We start from the raw sequence: 19227 nt of genomic DNA, 5'->3' as shown, positions 1-19227 counted from the left end.
AGTTTAATTCCTTATTCAACATTCACATTAAACAGGTACCCAACCAAAGCCGTTAATCCCATTGCAACCGTTCCCCAAAAAGTAATTCTCAAAACGGCTTTTATAATACTCGAACCGCCCGTTTTAGCTGATAAAGCACCCAAAATAATAAGGAATATAATTGCAAAACCATACAAATAATATTCCATATTTATAAAAGGTAAAAATATAACCACCAAAAAAGGAAGCAATCCACCTACTGTAAATGAAGCCCCTGAAGCTAAAGCTGCTTGAATAGGCTTTGCTTGACTAATTTCATTTATACCTAACTCATCTCTTATGTGGGCAGCTAAAACGTCGTGTTCTGTCAACTCTTTGGCAACTATTAAAGAAGTTTCTTTTTTAAGACCTCTCTTTTCGTAAATCTCTGCCAATCGTTGTAATTCAATTTCTGGCGTTTCTTCTAATTCAATTCGTTCTCTTTCAATATCTGCATTTTCAACATCCGTTTGAGAACTTACTGAAACGTATTCTCCAGCCGCCATTGATAAAGCACCAGCTACTAATCCTGCTAAAGTTGCTAAAATAACGGGATCTCTTACGTCACTTGCAGCTGCCACACCAATTGCAATACTTGCAGTTGATAAAATGCCATCATTAGCTCCAAGTACCGCTGCTCTTAACCAATTACTTCGATGTATGTAGTGGTTGTCTAAATAATCGTCTAATTTATCTGAGTTCTTGTTCATCCTGTTATTTATTATTTTTTTTTAAGAAAGAACATGAATGAAATTGAATTTGAATTTTTTTTTGCATCCTATATAATTTGAGTATAAAAATACCATTCAACTATAATTAATACAATGATAAATATCAGTTTGTATAACTGACCAAGGTCATGTATTGTTAAGACAAGTTGCTTTATTTTTAACTCCAAATAATGTATACAGATTGAGTCAAACAAATTCTATAACAGCAAGGGCTAAACTTTTTTTTGATGAGGTGGGAGATATGACTTATTTCGCTATTCGTTTTTTTAGAGAAGTATTTACATCTCCCTTTGAATGGAAAGAATTTTTAAGGCAGTGTTACCAGATGGGGAATCGCTCTTTTATATTGGTTGGTGTTACTGGTTTTATCTTAGGATTGGTTTTTACACTACAATCAAGACCTACGCTTTTAGAATTCGGAGCCACTTCTTGGATGCCAGCAATGGTAAGTTTATCTATCATAAGAGAGATAGGTCCAGTAATTTTTGCATTAATATGTGCAGGAAGAATTGGCTCTGGAATTGGTGCCGAATTGGGCTCAATGAAAGTGACAGAGCAAATAGATGCTATGGAAGTTTCAGGAACCAACCCTTTTAAATACTTAGTAGTTACACGTATTTTGGCTACCACATTAATGCTGCCGTTGCTTATTCTTATGGGAGATGCTATTGCCTTGTTTGGGTCTGCTATAGTTGAGAATTTGAAAGGAGAAGTTTCATATCTACTATATTTTAATAAGGTGTTTGATGCCTTACGGTTTAGTGATGTGCTGCCGGCTACTGCAAAGTCCTTTTTCTTTGGTTTTTCCATTGGTTTGGTAGGTTGTTATAAAGGATATAATTGCTCTAAAGGTACGGTAGGAGTTGGTGAAGCTTCTAATGCTGCGGTAGTTTACACCTCGATGTTGCTCTTTATTATCGATTTTATAGCCGTATTTATTACTGATATTTTTTTTGAAATATGATAGAAACAAACGAGAATTTACAACCTGTTTTAGAAATTAAAGACCTTCATAAAAGCTTTGGAGATAATCACGTACTTAATGGTTTTAATTTAAAACTATATGAAGGTGAAAACCTCGTGATAATGGGCAAATCGGGATCTGGTAAATCGGTGATGATAAAATGCTTAGTTGGCTTATTAGAAGCAGATAGTGGAAGTATTACTATTAAGGACCTTGATATTTTAGAATTAGGAAGAAAAGAGCTAGATGTATTGAGAACAGAAATCGGATTTTTATTTCAAGGAAGTGCATTATATGATTCTATGACAGTACGAGAAAATTTAGAGTTTCCTTTGCGTAGAAATCGAGATAGAGTAGACCCTTCCCAAACCACAGAAGCATTAGTTGTAGAAGCATTAGAAAATGTAGGGTTGGCACACACCATAGATTTAATGCCATCAGAACTTTCTGGAGGAATGCAACGACGCGTAGCCTTGGCAAGAGCTTTAATTTTAAAACCAAAAATTATTTTATATGACGAACCCACCACAGGTCTTGACCCAATTACTGCAAAAGAAATTATTCAGTTAATGCGAACTATTCAAAAAACATATAAAACATCATCGCTAATTATTACGCATGATGTGGATTGTGCTCGCGTAATTAGTAACCGAATGATTTTACTGTTAGATGGAATTAATTATGCAGAAGGAACTTTTGAAGAACTATCAACATCCGAAGACATAAAAGTTAAAGCCTTTTTTAAAAATTAAATACTATGCAAAAATCAAACCTCCATAAAACCCGCGTTGGCCTATTTGTAGTCCTTGGAACTGGTATTTTACTAGCCGCACTTTATTTTATTGGTAGCAAGCAGCATCTTTTTAGTAAAAACATGCAATTGTACGCTGTATTTCAAAATGTGAATGGTCTTCAATTGGGTAATAATGTACGCTATTCTGGTATAAATGTAGGTACTGTTAGCGGTATTAAAATGATAAATAATACCGAGATTGTTGTAGAAATGATGATCGAAGATAAAACAGGAGCTTTCATAAAAAAAGATGCAATTGCAAGTATAGGATCAGACGGATTGGTAGGAAGTATGGTTATCAATATTATTCCAGGGAAAGAAAATTTACAAACAGTTATTTCTACAGACACCATTGCCTCTCATAGAAATATAGGCACAGAAGATCTGTTATCTACACTTAGCATTACCAATAAAAATGCAGCATTGTTAACGGCAGATTTATTGAAAATTACCAATAAAATATTGAAGGGAGAAGGTGCATTAGGAGCATTAATTACAGATTCTTTATTGACAAAAGACATTCGAGCTACGTTAGTGAATCTAAAGCAAACTACAAATGGAGCTAATCGGCTTATAGGTTCTTTGAACTATAAGTTCTCGAAAATTGATGTGGAAGATAGTGCTGTAGGCGTTTTATTGACAGACACTGTAGCAGGAAATCAAGCTAAGAATGTTTTTTTACAGTTAGAGACTTCAAGTATTAAAATTTCAGAAGCAACAAAAATGCTAAGTGATATGATTGTGGAAATAAGCACCGCTGAAAGCACTTTCAATTACCTTACAAAAGATAAAAGTTTGCCAAAAACGATAGATTCTACCATGGTGCAAATTAAGGAAGCTTCCCAAAAGTTAAATGAAAATATGGAAGCACTTCAACATAACTTCTTTTTTAGAGGTTATTTTAGAAAACAAGAACGTAAGGCTAAGAGGAAAGCAAAATCAAAAAAAGAATAGAACTAATGAATATAAAAAAATTAGAAGTGGTTTTGTTCATTCTAGCAAATTAATCTAAAAAGGTGTTGTAGAAAAAGTTGATGCCTTTTAAAAGAAGTACAAGGCATTATTTCATAAACTGAGTAGCTTGGGTATTTATTTTAATAAGCTATTTTTGTTATTTTCTAATACTTTTATAGCAGACTCATAACCAATTTTAAAAATTGCATCTATATTTTTTAGATTAAACATTCCGAATTTTTCAAGTTCTTTTGGAGCTATTAAAAGATCTACCTCTTTAAACTTATTCTCACACTGACTCACAAAACTAATGTTATAAGCTCTATTTGCTACTTGATAGGAATGCTTTAACTCATTTAGAGAAACGTTTTCTAGAGAGTTTACATAAACACCTATTATAGTATCGCATTTATTTTTAATATACTCTATAGGGAAGTTGTTTAAAATACCACCATCTGCATAAGGAATTCCGTTAATAATAACGGGTGTAAATAACCCAGGAAATGCGGCAGATGCCAGTATTGGTTTTAGAAGTTCGCCACTATTAAATACCATTTCTTTTCCTTCAATAAGATTGGTCGTCGGCACATAAAACTGTTTTTTTAAGCTATTGAAATCATCTGTTACAAAGAAAGGAAGTAGGTCTTTATAAAACATATTGGTATCTATAAAGCCAGGTTTATTGTATGCATAACGCTTGTATTCAAAGATGGGTACCTTCTTAAAGAACTCTAAGATGGTACCCCAAGAATTACCTGCAGCAAATAAAGCTCCTACGATAGCACCAGCGCTGGTACCTGCAATGTGAGTTATGTTTATATTGTATTCCTCTAGAGCTTTTAGTACACCTATATGTGCAAAACCACGTGCGCCTCCACCAGATAAAACTAGTCCCGTATTCATTTGTGTAAGTATTATTTATTTAAGTTATAAATGCTGAACGTATTGTTATCTTCTTTAATGCTAATAAGGTCATCGTTAATAAATTTAGAACGTATAGTTGGTATGTCTTTTTGTAATTTTAGCTTATGTAACAATAAGTTATGTGAACCAGAAAAATTCAATACCGATTTGTTTTCAGTATCAATAATCAATTCATTATAAGTATAATATACAACACTTTGACCAAAAGCATTAGTGCCTGTATCTGTTTTATAATAATTGATAACTCTAGAGAAACCATTTTTAAACGGGGTTGCTACAATATACTCTGCCGGAATAATTGTTTCACCCTTGGTATTTATAAAGCCATAATAGATAATATCTTCTCGTATTTCTTTGATAAGGCACAATCCGTTACTAAATACTGGAAACTCACCAGATGAAGTCGCTATATCTTTTCTAAAATTGATAACAAGAACTCCTTTTATATCTATAAACCCCCAAGAATCATCATTCTTTATAGCGATAAGACCTTCGCTAAGATTTCCAATTTTAGCTATATTTTTAAGTTGTTGCGCGCTTGTAACATATATAATGCTCAAAAAGAATACTATTGTTAATTTAAAATTTTTCATAGTTTTAATTTTACTGTTAATATTTTAGCAAATTTATGGTTCTATTTCATCTTTTGAAATGATGAATGTCAGTTAAATTCATATTTATAATGTTGAATGTTCTTAATACCTTGTCTTCATACTATGGGGTTTGTTTTGTAAAGACCAATAGATTCCTCTTATATCAGATGCCTAATTATCAGATGTAAAAATTAACGTAATTTCTTCAATGGTTTTAATAAACCAATAATAATCATACAATAGAATAGTCTGATTAGGTGCAAAAAATAATGTAACAATAATAAAAAATGCGTTTAGCTAAATAACCATCAACTGCATCGATACAAAAGCTAAATAAGAGAAGTGAAGTAAAAAGTAATTGTAGATTTTAAAATAATAAGGCAACAAGAAATGAAGCAGCTGCTATTTGGTAAAATGAGAACCAGTCTGCAATATTAAAATTTACTATAATAATTGCGTAAGAACAACTTCGATTGATAATTAAAATTAGCGGTGATTTCCATTGATAAAATGATATTAATTATTGACTAAAGTTTAACTCTCTACGATTAGAATTACCTTCCTTTACCTGTAATATCTACTATTTCGATGGTAAATATTATAGGGATGTCATCTTTATTAATTCTGTTAGAAAACTGATTGATAAAATCTAAGTTTTTTTGTTCCGAATTTGTGATATTTTTTTTTACACCCAACGAAAATTGATGGAGTATGTATTTAGCACCACTGCCTGAATGCTCTTTGTATGTTCCTCGTACTAGAACCGATTTCCAGTTACTAACAGAATTTATGTCAGACACACACACAAGGATACTGCGTTTTTTTTTCGTAAAGCATTTATTTTGTGTCCATTACTTGAGTAACAGATAATATTATTTTGTTCTTCATTATAGAAGTATGTAATGGGTACAACAAATGGTTCGTTATTATGTATATAACCTAAATTACCTATGTAATTTGTATTAAGTATGATGTTTTTTTCGTTAGTATTTAAGGTCTTAATCATCGTTTTTAGAGTCTTATTTTAAATAGTATTTTTTACAGCAGAAATATTTTTACGATTCTTTTAGAATAGATATAGTATTTCGTTTTATAACAAATTTAGGAGGCTATTTTAGTATGTGAAATGATGAATGTCAGTTGAATTAAATCTTTTATTAAAAAGTTTTACTAATTCATATTTAAAAGTAAGGCTACTGACCTATGTCATTTCAGGAGTGCAATTTGAAGTGTAGTTTTGAAGTGTAATTTTGTAATATTATTAAAGATATGCAGGCATGAAAAGATTATATCAAAACCTGCGTTGCTAATTATAAAAAAACTCATACTCATATGAAATGTATATTATTACCCACAGATTTTTCAGAAAATGCAGACAATGCTCTATCTTATGCTGTACAATTATATAAAGATGTTGAGTGCAATTTTTATATTCTTCATACGTATACTCTTATAAATATTAGTGCAAATAATATGATGGATAGTCCTTCTGTACTGGCATTACAAGGTGTTGAAAAAGAAATAGCAGAGCGAAAACTTAAGGAGACAGAAAATAGATTAAATACTGAATTTAAGAATACAAAGCACAAGTTTATTACTATTGCTTCATTAAACTTCTTAAAATCTGAGATGGCAGAAGCTATTAAAGACTATGATATTGATCTAGTAGTTATGGGGACTAAAGGGGCTACTGGTGCTAAAGAAATATTTATTGGTACCAATACAATGGATGTTATTAAAAAAATAAACTGCGCAGTAATTGCTGTTCCCTCTAAATTTAAATATAAGAAACCAAGAGAGATTTTGTTTCCTACAGATTACAAGGTCAGTAAATCTAACAAATATCTGTCATTAATAAGAGAACTCTGTGAGGAGCATCAGTCCAGGTTACATATATTAAATGTGTATCAGAATATTTCATTGAAAGAAACACAGCAACAGACGGAAGCTTTTTTAGAAGCTTTCTTTGTAGATAATGTGCATATATTTCATGATGGAGAAGGGTTGGAGCTTATTGAAGTTATCGAATCGTTTGAAAAAAAGTATAAAGTTAACTTTTTGGTAATGGTTTATAACAATCATAATTTCTTTGAGAATTTACTTTTTAAACCCGTAGTTAATCAAATGGTATATCATACGGATATTCCGTTCTTGGTTATACCTTCCGAAGAACTAATAAATAAATAATATCCTTAAATTTTCATTATAAAAACAATTCTTATACCAACAGATTTTTCAAATAATGCTTATTGTGCTTTATTTTATGCCGCTAAATTATTTAAAGATGAACCGTCTCGATTTATTATTTTAAATTCTGTTGAACACAAAGTTTCTCGGACTACAAGTGTTATGGACAGAAATAAATCGGAAAAAGAAATTGTTAAGTTTTGCAGTGCTTCAAAAGCAAAATGTTTAGCACTGCAGCATAAACTTGTAAGTGATATAGAAACAACAAAACATACCTTTAAAATAATTGCCACCTCACTTCTGTTAACACGAGCTATTAATGAACTTATTACAAAAGAAAATGTAGATTTTGTAGTTATGGGAAGTAAAGGAAAAACTGCTACAGAAAAAATATTTATTGGAAGCAATAGTTTTAAAGCAATTAAAACTATTAAAAAAGTACCTCTTTTAATAATACCCAACCAATTAAGTTACAAAGAGCCTAAAAAAATAGGGTTTGCTTCAGGCTTTAAAAGGAAGTATTCCAATAAACAGTTAGCTCCATTAAAAGACCTTAGCAGATTATTTAGTGCAAAAACTACGATAATTCATGTTCATGAGGAAAAAAAACTAGAAGATGAGCAACTAGCGAACCTTCATCATTTATTATAAATTTCTAAAAAAGAAGATTTTGAACTTAATTGGCTTTTTGAAGCACAAAGTAAAGTTGAAACTATTATGGAATATGTCTATAAAAAAAAAATAGACATATTGGCTATTTGTTATTATAAACATAGTTTTATTAATAATTTATTTAATAGGAATATGGTTAAAGAAATAGCATATAACATTAGAACGCCATTGTTAGTTTTACCAAATATAGATTAATGATTTTTGATAGAGAGTTTAGTTGTTTTTATAAAAACAATATATAAATGTAGATGATGAAAAAAAAGATATTATTACCAACAGACTTTTCAAAAAATGCACGCAACGCAATAAATTATGCAATTAAACTATATAAAGAGGAATCTTGCGAATTTTTTATATTACATACCTATTACCCTGGATACGCCAAGAATAACTTGTTTAATCCTCCCACGGATAAAAAAATAAATGAAGTAAAAGAGCGGACTGAAATAAACATGGAAAAGTTAAAAACTAAAATTATTTCTAATAATGAGAAAAGTCATCATACATTCCATTTTTTGAATGAATTTGGATCTTTTAATGATGTTCTCAAAAAAAATGTTACAAACGAAAACATTCAGTTAATAATTATGGGAACTCGAGGAAAAACAGATGATAAAAACATGATTTTGGGGAGTAATGCTGTAAATACAATGGAAAAAGTTAGAAACTGTCCAGTACTTACGATTCCTGGAGATGTTATTTTTAATACCCCAAAAGAGATTGTATTTCCTACCAGTTTTAAAACTCATTACAAAGAAAATGAATTGGCAACTTTAATAGAAATTTCACGATTAACCAATGCTCCAATCCGAGTTTTACATGTTCAAAAAAGCAAAATATTAAGCGAAGAGCAATTGATTAAAAAAGCGTTACTCAATCAAATTTTAGAAACCACTAATTTTACACATCATGAGTTGTTTAGCTTAAATTTACAAGAAAGTGTCCGTTGTTTTGCGCAAAGTAGAGAGAGTGGAATGATAGCTTTTATTAATAAAAAGCATGTTTTTTTTGGAAGTATTTTCTCTAGTCCAATGGTGAAATATTTAGGTCAGAATGCGAATGTCCCGATACTGACATTGCATGATTTAAGGAGCTAAGACTTTAAAACGTCTTAATTAGAAATAAGGAGTTTACTTATGAGGGATTTATAGCTCGGGTTTTACAATATTTATGACTATGAATTTGAGGTAGTTCAGACATCGTTAAAGATGAGCCTACTTCCCAATACAGTATGTAATGTTTCCTTTGTTTATATAGATATAGGTGGATTATAGAGTTTAGTTTTATTTTTATTTCCCAAAGTTATGTTGTATAAAGGTTTGGTATATATGTGTTTAATCCAAAAATAGGGTTTGCTAAATATTGAGTTTTATGACACGATTAAAAATGTAATGCAAGGAAAGGGTTTGACAGATAATATTCCGCCAATTCAAGAAGACTTATAAGATATTGAGCACCATATGTTGCACTTTTTAGAGAATCATGATGAGCAAAGAATTGCGAGCCCAGAATTTGCAGGAAATGCTTTAAAAGGAAAATCTGCAATGGTTGTTTCTACCACAATTTCTACAGCGCCAACGATGGTTTATTTCGGACAAGAACTTGGTGAAGATGGTTCTGAAAGCGCAGGTTTTGGAGCGCCATATAGAACTTCAATTTTCGATGAAAATGTGAAACGTTTTATCGATTTTTCAGCAAAAAAATAATATTGGAGGCGTTTTAGTTGAAGGCTGGAATACAGGTTGGGAACGTTGGATTGGTTTTGAAGATAGAGAAGGTGTTTTTGATTTTGTAACACCGTATCCGGATTACAATTTTGATGAAATTTCCAAATATGCAAAAGAAAAAGGAGTTCAGATTATTATGCATTATGAAACTTCTGCGGCAATATAAGCGTATGAAAAACAACAAGATACTGCGTATGCTTTAATGCAGAAATACGGAATGCACGTTGTTAAGTCTGGTTATGTGGGCAATATTTTACCGAAAGGTGAATATCATCATGGGCAATATATGGTGAATCAATACAACAATGCGGCAATAAAAGCAGCAAAATATGAAGTTGCAGTAAATGCACACGAACCTATAAAGGCAATAGGTTTAAGAAGAACGTATCCTAACATTATTTCTAGAGAAGGCCTGCGCGGTCAAGAATTTAATGCATGGTCTGGAGATGGAGGAAATCCGCCAGAACATTTATCAATTGTAGCTTTTACAAGAATGTTAGCTGGCCCAATAGACTTTACTCCAGGAATTTTTAATATAAAATTTGACGAATATAAGAAGGACAATCAAGTAGATACAACACTTGCCCATCAATTAGCTTTGTACGTTGTAATTTATAGTCCTGTGCAAATGGCAGCAGATTTGGTAGAACATTATGAAGCAAACCCTAAACCACTTCAATTTATAAAAGATGTAGGTGTTGATTGGTCTGAATCTAAAGTTCTGACAGGAGAAGTTGGCGATTTTGTTACCATTGCAAGAAAAGAGCATAAAAAAGGAGATTGGTTTTTAGGAAGTATTACTGATGAAAACTCGAGAGAAATAGAGGTTGATTTTAGTTTTTTAGATGAAAATACAGTTTATGAGGCTAAAGTTTATAAAGACGGAAAAAATGCACATTGGAATGAAAATCCTTTAGATATTGAGTTTGAAACTATAGATGTTAAGGACAACACCAAGTTAAATTTTAAATTAGCTAACGGTGGTGAATTGGCTATAAGTATTAAGAAAAAGGAGTAGTTACTTCATTAATAAAACATATAAAATCCGTTTTCAATAGAAATCTAAATAACATTAAGATAAGCATCATTTAAAATTACAGCAGGTATATAGCTGGCATTTTTACTATTGTACTTGTTTTCTAAATATACCGATATTGTAGATTCAAACAAAGAATCCTTCTTAACATATCCTTTACTTTTTGGTAATCTAGTTTCTTTGAAATTTGATTTGCTTTGTTACATGCAACGACAACCCAATAATATTAATTTCTATAAAGAATTAATGACTAAAATCAAACTTTCCGATGAGTCTGCTTTCGCCGTTCTTTATGATAAGTTATGGGAACGTATGTATGCACTTGCATTTTCTTTATTAAAAAATAAAGATCTTTCTAAAGATCTTGTTCAGGAAGTTTTTATTGATTTTTGGGTTAGAAGGTTAAATATAGAGAATAATAATATTGAAGCATATCTTATTAAAGCAACGCGTTTTCGAGTTTATAAAGAACTTAGAGATACAAAATTCCATAAGACGAATATAGATCAAATAGACGTTTTGAAAACCCCTCACGCAAGTGGAATTTTAGATAGTTTTCAATTGAAAGAAACTGAAGATCGTATTAATAAAGCGATTAACAAATTACCCAAAAAGCGGTATCAAATTTTTACTTTAAGTAGATTTAAAGAACTTAATAACTTTGAGATCTCTCAAAAATTAGGTATATCGAAACGAACTGTCGAAACCCAGATTTCTTTAGCTATTAGAAGTATTAAGAGCGAAGTAAACTTATAATAAGCTTATTTAATATCCTTTTATTCCACTCAAAATAACATTAAAATTTAAATTTTCATAAAAAAAATATTTTTTTTACGTGTGTTACGTCTATTTCGGTATTTACTTATAGATACTTTATTTATGACTGAAAAAGAATTTAAAAACCTTTTGAATAAATTTTTAAAAGGAAAGGCAACTAAAGAAGAGAAAGAGCTATTAATAGCGTTTGAAGAACGAGCTATTAAGGAAACTAAGCATGCTCTTTTTTTTAGTGATTTAGAAAAGAGTGAAATAAAAAGTGAGATCTATTCTGTTATTAAGAAAAAAACAAAATCTAATTATATTTTTAAACTAAGTGTTGCTGCTTCTATAATTTTACTTATTGGTTTAAGTAGCATGTGGTTTTTAAAACAAAATAATAATTCAAAAATTCTAATAGTATCCAATACCTCCGATCAAATAAAAAAAGTGCTATTAACAGATGGAAGTGTGGTTATTCTAAATAAAAAAAGTGCTATAAAATATATTGATAATTTTAACGGAACGAGACATTTAGATTTAGAAGGAGAAGCCTTTTTTAACGTAAAAAGGAATGAAAAAAAACCATTTATAGTTAAAACAAGAGGTATAAATACAAAGGTGTTAGGTACAAGTTTTAATATAGCAGATAACGATTCTATAATTAGTGTTACAGTTGCAACGGGTTTAGTAAAGGTCTATGATGCTAATAATTCTGTGCTTTTGAAACCAAATGAACAAACTAGATATAAAATCACTTCAAAATCCTTTAGAAATAGAAATATAGCACATGAACTTACTGCTTTATGGTTTAAAGAAACGACTTCACTTAAAAAAGTAAGTATGGAGGAATTAGCAGGTTTTATAAAGTCTAATTATAACATAGAAGTGAAATTTTTAAACAATGACTTTAAAAGAGTTCAAATGTCAATCACCATAAAAAGAAATGAAAATATAGAAAGTATAATAGATCAAATAAATTATATAAGTGAACTAAAATTAACTCTAAATAAAAACAACATGATAGAAGTCAAATAATAAAATATAAAAAGAAGAGTCTGCTGTAACAGACTCCTCCTGTAAAAAGCATCGAATATATATAACAAAAACAACACTTAAAAATGAAATTTAAAAATTACTTATCTAGATTATTTCTACTTCTAATTATGTCAATCTTAGTTCCGACAAAAAGTTTTGGAAAGAATCTCGATATGATATCGGAGTTAAAAATAAGCATAAAATTAGAAAATGCTAAGCTAATAACTATTTTTTCAAAATTAAATAAAGATTACGGTATTAATTTTTCTTATGGGCAAAAAATCATCAAAGATTCTGCTACGTATTCCGTTAATTATAAAGAGATACTGTTATCAAATTTATTAAATGATTTAGGTACAAAAGGTCATTTTAAATATCAAATTAACGAAAAACATATTTTAATTAAAAAAGTAAAACAAAAAAAGCAGCAACTAAGCATTAAAGGAATTGTTTCAGATATAAATGGAGTTACGCTTCCTGGTGCTTCAATCCTGGAAAAAGGAACAAAAAATGGAGTAACATCAAACTTTGATGGTCAATTTTCTATATCTGTTTCAAATTCTAGCGCTATTTTACTTATCTCTTTTATGGGGTATGCAAGTCAAGAGATACTTGTTAATAATAAAAGCGATTTGAATATTGTTTTAAAAGAAAATTCGGCGGGTTTAGATGAAATAGTTGTTACAGCCTTGGGAATGAAAAGAGAAAAGAAAGCACTGGGTTATTCTGTAGGCGAAGTAAAATCTGAAAAAATAAACCTTGTTCCTCAAGAAAATGTTTTAGGAGGTTTGTCTGGTAAAATATCTGGTTTAGATATTCGTCGTGGAGGAAACGATTTAAACAATGAAACTTACGTATATATTAGAGGGAAAACTTCTTTGACAGGAAATGATCAGCCACTTGTTGTTATTGATGGTTCGCCTGTGGGGAACCCTAATGTAATGGGAGATATTAGTGCTATGGATATTGAAAATGTGTCTATTTTAAAAGGAGCAAGTGCTGCTGCTCTTTATGGCTCTAGAGCTGGTAACGGAGTTATTTTAATAACTACAAAATCAGGAAAAAACATTAAAAAAGGAATTGGTGTTACCTTTAATACGACTACTACTTTTAACGTTCCCTATAAATATATAGACTTACAAAATAGGTTTACCAATGGACAAAAAGGTTTATTTGATGAAGCTACTTGGCAACATTGGTACGGAGGCGAAGAAGGAACATCTGCTGTACAGTGGAATAGCAATGGAGAAGAAAAACCATTACAATTTTACAATAATAGCTTAGAAGATTACTTTAAAACAGGAGCTACTACTATTAATGATATAAGTGTTTCAGGAGCATATGATAAGGGAAACTTTCGTTTATCTATATCTCATCTAAAAGGAAAAGGTTTTTCTCCTGGTACTGAGTTACAAAAAATAGGTGTTAATTTAACTACTAGTTTTAAAATAACAGACAAAGTAACAATATCTACAAATATTAACCTTTCTAATCCTAACTCAAATAATTATCCTATTAAATCTTTAGGACGTAATGACCAATACTTTGATGTGTATAATATTGCCCCTCACATCAACATTAATGATTTAAAGGGTGACTATTGGGAGGTGAAAAATGCACAACAACGTAAGGTTACAGAGGGCTATAATAACCCTTGGTTTTCAGCCAATGAAAGAAGAAACAAGTTTGATAAAATTAGAGGTTTTGGAAACATTAAATTAGATTGGGAAATAAATTCTAATTTTAATGCAATGGCTAGGGTATCTAATAGCAGCAGTAGCAATAGAACAGAAATTATTAGACCTTGGTCTTATGATGGGTTCGGAAGTAGTAAACCTTTTGGATCATATGATATTAGTGAAAGCAATTCTAGAGAAACCAATGTTGATGTGCTTTTTTCTTTCAAAAAAAAGACAGGAAATTTCCGTATAGAACCGTCTATCGGAGGGAACATAATGAATAGTCGAAACACGTCAATTAGTTCTGGTGGAGACAATTTGGTCTTACCTGGCCTTTACACTTTATCTAATGTAGCTAGAGGAGGTTTATCATACACTAGTGCTAGTTATAAAAAAGCAGTTTATAGTGCTTACGGAATGCTTTCTATTGGATATAAAGATTATGCATTTGTAGATATAACTGCACGTAACGATTGGTCTAGTACATTACCTAAAAAAAATAGATCTTATTTTTACCCTTCAGTTTCAACAAGTGTATTAATCTCTCAGTTTGTAAATATGCCTCAATGGGTATCCTTTTTAAAAGTAAGGTCTAGTTGGGCTCAAGTAGGTAAAGATACCTCACCATACTTAATTAACCCAACTTTGTCTCAAGGTTACTGGGGAGATAATTTTACATATTCTCTACCAAGCAGTATGCCAAATACCAATTTAAAGCCAGAAATAGCTACCTCTTACGAAGTTGGTACTGATATTAAATTATTTAATGGTCGTTTAGGGTTTGATGCGACTTATTATAAAACCCAAAATAAGAATCAAATTTTAAATGTTGCTGTGTCTCCTTTAACAGGTTATACAAGTACTACTATTAATGCAGGTAATGTAGAAAATTATGGTATAGAGCTAGGTTTAAATATTGTTCCTATTAAAACAGAAGATTTAAAATGGAACATGGATTTTAATTTCACCAAACAACAAAGTAAATTGGTAGCATTGGTGGACGGGATTGATAGAGTTTCTTTTGGAGGAGGTAGAGATATGGGAGCTTTCACAAAAGTGGGAGGTATTATTGGAGATTTATATGCACCCTATGTTAAAAAGGTAGAAGAAGGCGAATACAAAGGATGGAACTTATTAGACTCAAATGGTAGGTGGGAAGTAGATAGAGCTCAAGAAAATCAACCAAAAGTAGGGAACTTTAATAATGATTTTACTGTTGGAATAAATAATTCTATTACGTATAAAAACTTTACTATATCTGCTAGTTTAGATTGGAGACAAGGTGGAAATTTTTTCTCAGAATCTATGAAAAGAATGGCACGCTCTGGTAAAATAGAAAGTTGGAAAAACGGAATTAGTACAAGTACATTTTCGGGGGTATTAAATGCTAATTCTTTCGGAGGAGACAGAGTTGCACTTGCTAATGAAATAAAATCAAACCCTGCCTATAGAGATAATAATGTATGGGTTGGTGGTAGAAATAAAGATTTAGGTGGTTTTGAACATAACGGAAACAACAATGGTGCTTTCTTCCCTGGGGTAATAGATAATGGTGATGGCACTTATACAGAAAATTTTGGAGGCCCAAATACTAAATTATTTGATGCATACAGAGTTGTTGAGTCTAGTGGTAGTTTTTGGAGAACTGGAGATACTTTTATGTACGATGCTTCTTTTATAAAATTAAGGGACATTACTCTTGCTTATAAATTTTCAGACAACGTCGCTCAAAGTATTTCCGCACAGAGTATTTCTCTATCTGTATACGCAAAGAACATTATGTTATGGACAAAAGCCAATATTGGCATAGATCCAGAAACAGCTTATAACGACGGTAATCAAGGTTTTGAAAAATGGAGTCTTACCCCATGGACAGTACCAATGGGATTCAAATTAAACGTTAGTTTTTAATTCATAAACACAAAACAAAATGAAAAATAATATAATCAATATAATACTATTAATGTTATTGCTTATAGCAACATCATGTAGTGAATCTTTAGACGATATTAATATTAGTCCAAATACACTTCCAGATACTGAAGTAGATATTAAATTTGTATTGACAGGAGTTATTTCTGAAGCAGCAAAAATAACAACAAGGTTGGCTTATGATTCTGGTGAATTATCTGCTGCAAATCAATACCTACAAAGAGATTTTACAAGTTATGAAGAAAATAATTATCAATGGGGAGCAAATGATTTTTCTAACTATTACCAACCTCTAAAAGACAGTGATTACATTTATAAAAGAGCAGAAACTGAAAAAACTGATGAGGTAAAAAATTATTATCAAGCTGTAGCGTTAATTATAAAATCGTATCAATTTGGTTTTCTTACCTCTGCTTTTGGAGATATTCCATACAGTAAAGCTCTACAAGCAGAAAAAGGAGGAAATGAGTTTTTTAAACCTGCTTATGATACTCAAAAAGAAGTCTTTGTTGGTATTCTTAAAGATTTAAAAGATGCTAATACACTTTTAAAAAATACCAGAGTTTGTAAAGAAGCTATTAATAGTGATATCTTATATAGCGGAGATGGACAAAAATGGAGGAAATTAGCGAATTCTTTACGTCTTAGGTTTTATATGCGTTTGTCTGAAAAAAATGACTCAGATATTGATGTGTCATCTGAAATATCAGCAATTGTAAACAATAAAAGTGAGTTTCCAATCTTAGAAGATAATAATGATAATGCCGTTATTTCTTACTTAGGTACAGATAAAAGTAATAGTTGGTCTGGTGGCGCCTTAAATTGGAGTAATAGGTCTGAGTTTTATCGTAGAAAACCATCAGCAACTATTGTAAATAATTTAATAGGTTTAAAGGATCCACGTTTAACGAAGTGGATAAAACCTGTAGATGTTCAGCTTATACAAGGAGAAACAAACCAGGTAGTTATAGAAAACAACAGAGTTAAACGATATGTGAGTATAGATATCAATGCCATTAATACAGATAGTAATTTAGAGAATGATATTAATACCAATTTATTTGTTGGTTTGCCTATTGCATTAAGCGCTCCAAACGATTTTAATTTAGGAGGAACAATTAGTGACATCAAAAATGACATTACAAATTTAGATGGAAATGTTTATTTAAATGCAGCTGCAAACCCACACACGTCATATTTAACAGATATGTATTCAGAAAATAATAATGAACTAGTAAAGTCTATTTTAATGACTGCTACAGAAGTAAAATTTTTATTAGCTGAAGCAAGTATTCGAGGTTATATTAGTGGTGATGCTTTTCAATATTACACTGCAGGAATAGAATTGTCGTTTAAACAATATCAGATTTCTGACGGAGATAATAATGCTGTTTATGATAAAGCTAGTAACGCTTTAATTTCTTTTAGGCAAACTGAATATCTAGCCAATACTAAACTAATTTATGACAATGCTTCAGATAAATTAGAACCAATTATGCATCAAAAATGGATTGCTCTATGGTTAACAACAGAGTCTTGGTTTGATTTTAGAAGAACAGGATTCCCTGATCTTAATAGTAATATTATATCTGGTACTAAAGGAAAACAAACTCCCATTAGGTTTATTTATACAGATTCTTATAATGAAGAAAATATGTTAAATGCTATTAATAAGTTAGAACCAGCTGTAAACAATCAATGGTCTCAAATGTGGCTTTTACAATAATTACGTCTATAAAACAGGAGTAATTATACTCCTGTTTTTCTTTTAAACTGAAAGTAAATTATGAAAAAAATAGTATCTGTTATTTTATTAGGTTTAAGCTTAACGGCATGTAAATCAGTAGAAAAAAAAGTAGTACATGATGAAGAAAATCATTCGCATTATTCAGAAATGTCTAATGTAGATGCACATAAATTAATTTTTCCATCTAAAGCACCAGATAGAATTATAGTAAATCTTACAGAAGACCCAAATCATAGTTTTGCTGTTAACTGGAGAACAAATCAACAAATAGATACTGCATATGTAGAAGTAGCTAAAGAAACTCATGGCCCAGATTTTTTACTAGAGCATAATATTAAACGTGTTATCGCAAAAACAGCATTATTAGAAATAGAAAATACAAGAGATAATGAGCCTTTAGTAAAAGCTTCTTATCATTCTGTAATTGTAAAAAATTTAGAGCCTGGAACCACTTATGTCTATCGTGTAGGAGATGGTGGCAAAAATAAGGATACTTGGAGTGAGTGGTTTCAAATTAAAACACCGCCTATTAATCAAGATATTCCTTTTAGTTTTATCTATTTTGGAGATGCACAAAATGAAGTGAAATCTATGTGGTCTAGAGTTATTCGTAGATCATACAAAATGATGCCAGAGGTAGATTTTATGTTACATGCTGGAGATTTAATTAATCATAGTGAGTCTGATAGAGAATGGGGAGAATGGTTTTATGCAGGTAGTTTTATACATGCAACAGTACCAAGTATTATGACTCCAGGAAACCATGAATATGATAAAAGTGTAGATCGAAAAAAATTATCCGCTTTATGGAGACCACAATTTACTTTACCAGAAAATGCACCATTAGAAGAACTTAAAGAAACTTGTTACAGTTTAGATTATCAAAATATGAAATTGATTTCTATTGATGCACAAAGTTTTATTAATAGTGAAGAGTCTAGAAAAATACAAACTAAATGGTTGGACTCTATTTTATCTAACAACAAAAAAAAATGGATAACCATTACTATGCATTACCCTGTTTATTCTACTAAGAAAGGGCGTGATAACAAAGAACTACGAGATAACTTAAAACCTTTAATAGATAAATACAATGTTGATTTAGTTTTACAAGGTCACGATCATACCTACGCTAGAGGTTATGCTTCTAACGAAGGTTTGGGTAAAACAATTGTTGAAGATGCTGGAACTGTTTATGCAGTATCGGTTAGTGGACCTAAAATGTACGAATCTCAGAATCAGGACTGGATGGTAAAGAGAGGAGAGTTTACTCAACTTTTTCAAATAATAACAATAGAAAATAATACATTAAAGTATAATTCTTATACAGCATTAGGAACTCTATTTGATAGCTTTCATATAATTAAGACAAAGAATGGTGAAAAAAAGATAGTCAACAACCCCGAAAGTCAAAAATTTATGAGGTTTAAAAAAGATTTTATAAAGCAATAGCCACTATCTATGGTCTTAAATTTT

15 protein-coding genes and 1 pseudogene are annotated in these 19227 nt (G+C 30.7%); 12 read left to right on the top strand and 4 right to left on the bottom strand.

Annotated elements, in window-relative coordinates; translation table 11 throughout:
- Positions 1-11: 11 nt before the first annotated feature.
- Positions 12-728, bottom strand: coding sequence for a VIT family protein (locus CW731_RS04615; RefSeq protein WP_100945629.1), 717 nt, complete (start codon positions 726-728; stop codon positions 12-14).
- A gap of 262 nt (positions 729-990) precedes the next feature.
- Here CW731_RS04615 and CW731_RS04610 point away from each other — a divergent pair, with 262 nt between their 5' ends.
- Genes CW731_RS04610 through CW731_RS04600 form a run of 3 tightly spaced genes read left to right on the top strand, consistent with a single transcriptional unit; the run spans position 991 to position 3460 of the window.
- Positions 991-1713 (top strand): ABC transporter permease, encoded by a 723-nt coding sequence (locus CW731_RS04610; protein ID WP_100947624.1) that lies wholly within the window; start codon positions 991-993, stop codon positions 1711-1713.
- Positions 1710-2465 (top strand): ABC transporter ATP-binding protein, encoded by a 756-nt coding sequence (locus CW731_RS04605; RefSeq protein WP_100945628.1) that lies wholly within the window; start codon positions 1710-1712, stop codon positions 2463-2465. Before CW731_RS04610 ends, CW731_RS04605 begins: the two co-directional genes overlap by 4 nt.
- Before the next feature lie 5 nt (positions 2466-2470).
- Positions 2471-3460, top strand: a complete 990-nt coding sequence (locus tag CW731_RS04600) for an MlaD family protein (protein ID WP_100945627.1) — start codon at positions 2471-2473, stop codon at positions 3458-3460.
- Between the two features lie 135 nt (positions 3461-3595).
- Here CW731_RS04600 and CW731_RS04595 read toward each other — a convergent pair whose 3' ends face one another.
- From CW731_RS04595 to CW731_RS15755, 3 genes are all read right to left on the bottom strand, one after another.
- Entirely contained in the window at positions 3596-4363 is a 768-nt protein-coding gene (locus CW731_RS04595; RefSeq protein WP_100945626.1) for a patatin-like phospholipase family protein, read from the bottom strand.
- 11 nt (positions 4364-4374) lie between these two features.
- A complete protein-coding gene (locus tag CW731_RS04590; protein WP_157812187.1) occupies positions 4375-4944 on the bottom strand; it encodes a WG repeat-containing protein in 570 nt (189 codons plus the stop codon).
- Positions 4945-5531: 587 nt separating this feature from the next.
- Positions 5532-5777, bottom strand: a complete 246-nt coding sequence (locus CW731_RS15755) for a hypothetical protein (protein ID WP_232734720.1) — start codon at positions 5775-5777, stop codon at positions 5532-5534.
- Between the two features lie 532 nt (positions 5778-6309).
- Here CW731_RS15755 and CW731_RS04580 point away from each other — a divergent pair.
- The 9 genes and pseudogenes from CW731_RS04580 (at position 6310) to CW731_RS04535 (ending at position 19203) form a co-directional block, all read left to right on the top strand.
- Positions 6310-7164: a universal stress protein gene (locus CW731_RS04580; protein WP_100945624.1), complete on the top strand. Its 855-nt coding sequence runs from the start codon at positions 6310-6312 to the stop codon at positions 7162-7164.
- 9 nt (positions 7165-7173) lie between these two features.
- Positions 7174-7815: a universal stress protein gene (locus tag CW731_RS04575; protein ID WP_100945623.1), complete on the top strand. Its 642-nt coding sequence runs from the start codon at positions 7174-7176 to the stop codon at positions 7813-7815.
- Between the two features lie 272 nt (positions 7816-8087).
- Positions 8088-8933: a universal stress protein gene (locus CW731_RS04570; protein WP_100947623.1), complete on the top strand. Its 846-nt coding sequence runs from the start codon at positions 8088-8090 to the stop codon at positions 8931-8933.
- A gap of 264 nt (positions 8934-9197) precedes the next feature.
- A pseudogene (locus CW731_RS15750) lies at positions 9198-10578 on the top strand (alpha-amylase family glycosyl hydrolase); the annotation flags it as partial.
- Positions 10579-10845: 267 nt separating this feature from the next.
- Positions 10846-11355: an RNA polymerase sigma factor gene (locus CW731_RS04555; RefSeq protein WP_157812186.1), complete on the top strand. Its 510-nt coding sequence runs from the start codon at positions 10846-10848 to the stop codon at positions 11353-11355.
- Between the two features lie 123 nt (positions 11356-11478).
- Positions 11479-12393 carry a FecR family protein gene (locus CW731_RS04550; RefSeq protein WP_100945621.1) on the top strand — a complete coding sequence of 305 codons (915 nt, stop codon included), beginning with the start codon at positions 11479-11481 and terminating at the stop codon, positions 12391-12393.
- A 173-nt stretch (positions 12394-12566) separates the two neighbouring features.
- Positions 12567-15983: a SusC/RagA family TonB-linked outer membrane protein gene (locus tag CW731_RS04545; RefSeq protein ID WP_157812185.1), complete on the top strand. Its 3417-nt coding sequence runs from the start codon at positions 12567-12569 to the stop codon at positions 15981-15983.
- A 19-nt stretch (positions 15984-16002) separates the two neighbouring features.
- Positions 16003-17730 carry a SusD/RagB family nutrient-binding outer membrane lipoprotein gene (locus CW731_RS04540; RefSeq protein ID WP_100945619.1) on the top strand — a complete coding sequence of 576 codons (1728 nt, stop codon included), beginning with the start codon at positions 16003-16005 and terminating at the stop codon, positions 17728-17730.
- A gap of 60 nt (positions 17731-17790) precedes the next feature.
- Positions 17791-19203 (top strand): metallophosphoesterase family protein, encoded by a 1413-nt coding sequence (locus tag CW731_RS04535; protein WP_100945618.1) that lies wholly within the window; start codon positions 17791-17793, stop codon positions 19201-19203.
- The last annotated feature ends 24 nt before the right edge of the window (positions 19204-19227 follow it).

This window comes from Polaribacter sp. ALD11, assembly GCF_002831685.1.
Taxonomy (GTDB): Bacteria; Bacteroidota; Bacteroidia; order Flavobacteriales; family Flavobacteriaceae; genus Polaribacter.
The sequence above is the reverse complement of the archived record's forward strand: the minus strand, read 5'-3'. Positions and strand labels throughout refer to the sequence as shown.

Excerpts from the sequence above, each read along its gene's own strand:
- CW731_RS04615 (WP_100945629.1), bottom strand. The coding sequence starts at position 728 with ATGAACAAGAACTCAGATAAATTAGACGATTATTTAGACAACCACTAC.
- CW731_RS04610 (WP_100947624.1), top strand. The coding sequence starts at position 991 with ATGACTTATTTCGCTATTCGTTTTTTTAGAGAAGTATTTACATCTCCC.
- CW731_RS04605 (WP_100945628.1), top strand. The coding sequence starts at position 1,710 with ATGATAGAAACAAACGAGAATTTACAACCTGTTTTAGAAATTAAAGAC.
- CW731_RS04600 (WP_100945627.1), top strand. The coding sequence starts at position 2,471 with ATGCAAAAATCAAACCTCCATAAAACCCGCGTTGGCCTATTTGTAGTC.
- CW731_RS04595 (WP_100945626.1), bottom strand. The coding sequence starts at position 4,363 with ATGAATACGGGACTAGTTTTATCTGGTGGAGGCGCACGTGGTTTTGCA.
- CW731_RS04580 (WP_100945624.1), top strand. The coding sequence starts at position 6,310 with ATGAAATGTATATTATTACCCACAGATTTTTCAGAAAATGCAGACAAT.
- CW731_RS04570 (WP_100947623.1), top strand. The coding sequence starts at position 8,088 with ATGAAAAAAAAGATATTATTACCAACAGACTTTTCAAAAAATGCACGC.
- CW731_RS04555 (WP_157812186.1), top strand. The coding sequence starts at position 10,846 with ATGACTAAAATCAAACTTTCCGATGAGTCTGCTTTCGCCGTTCTTTAT.
- CW731_RS04550 (WP_100945621.1), top strand. The coding sequence starts at position 11,479 with ATGACTGAAAAAGAATTTAAAAACCTTTTGAATAAATTTTTAAAAGGA.
- CW731_RS04545 (WP_157812185.1), top strand. The coding sequence starts at position 12,567 with ATGATATCGGAGTTAAAAATAAGCATAAAATTAGAAAATGCTAAGCTA.
- CW731_RS04540 (WP_100945619.1), top strand. The coding sequence starts at position 16,003 with ATGAAAAATAATATAATCAATATAATACTATTAATGTTATTGCTTATA.
- CW731_RS04535 (WP_100945618.1), top strand. The coding sequence starts at position 17,791 with ATGAAAAAAATAGTATCTGTTATTTTATTAGGTTTAAGCTTAACGGCA.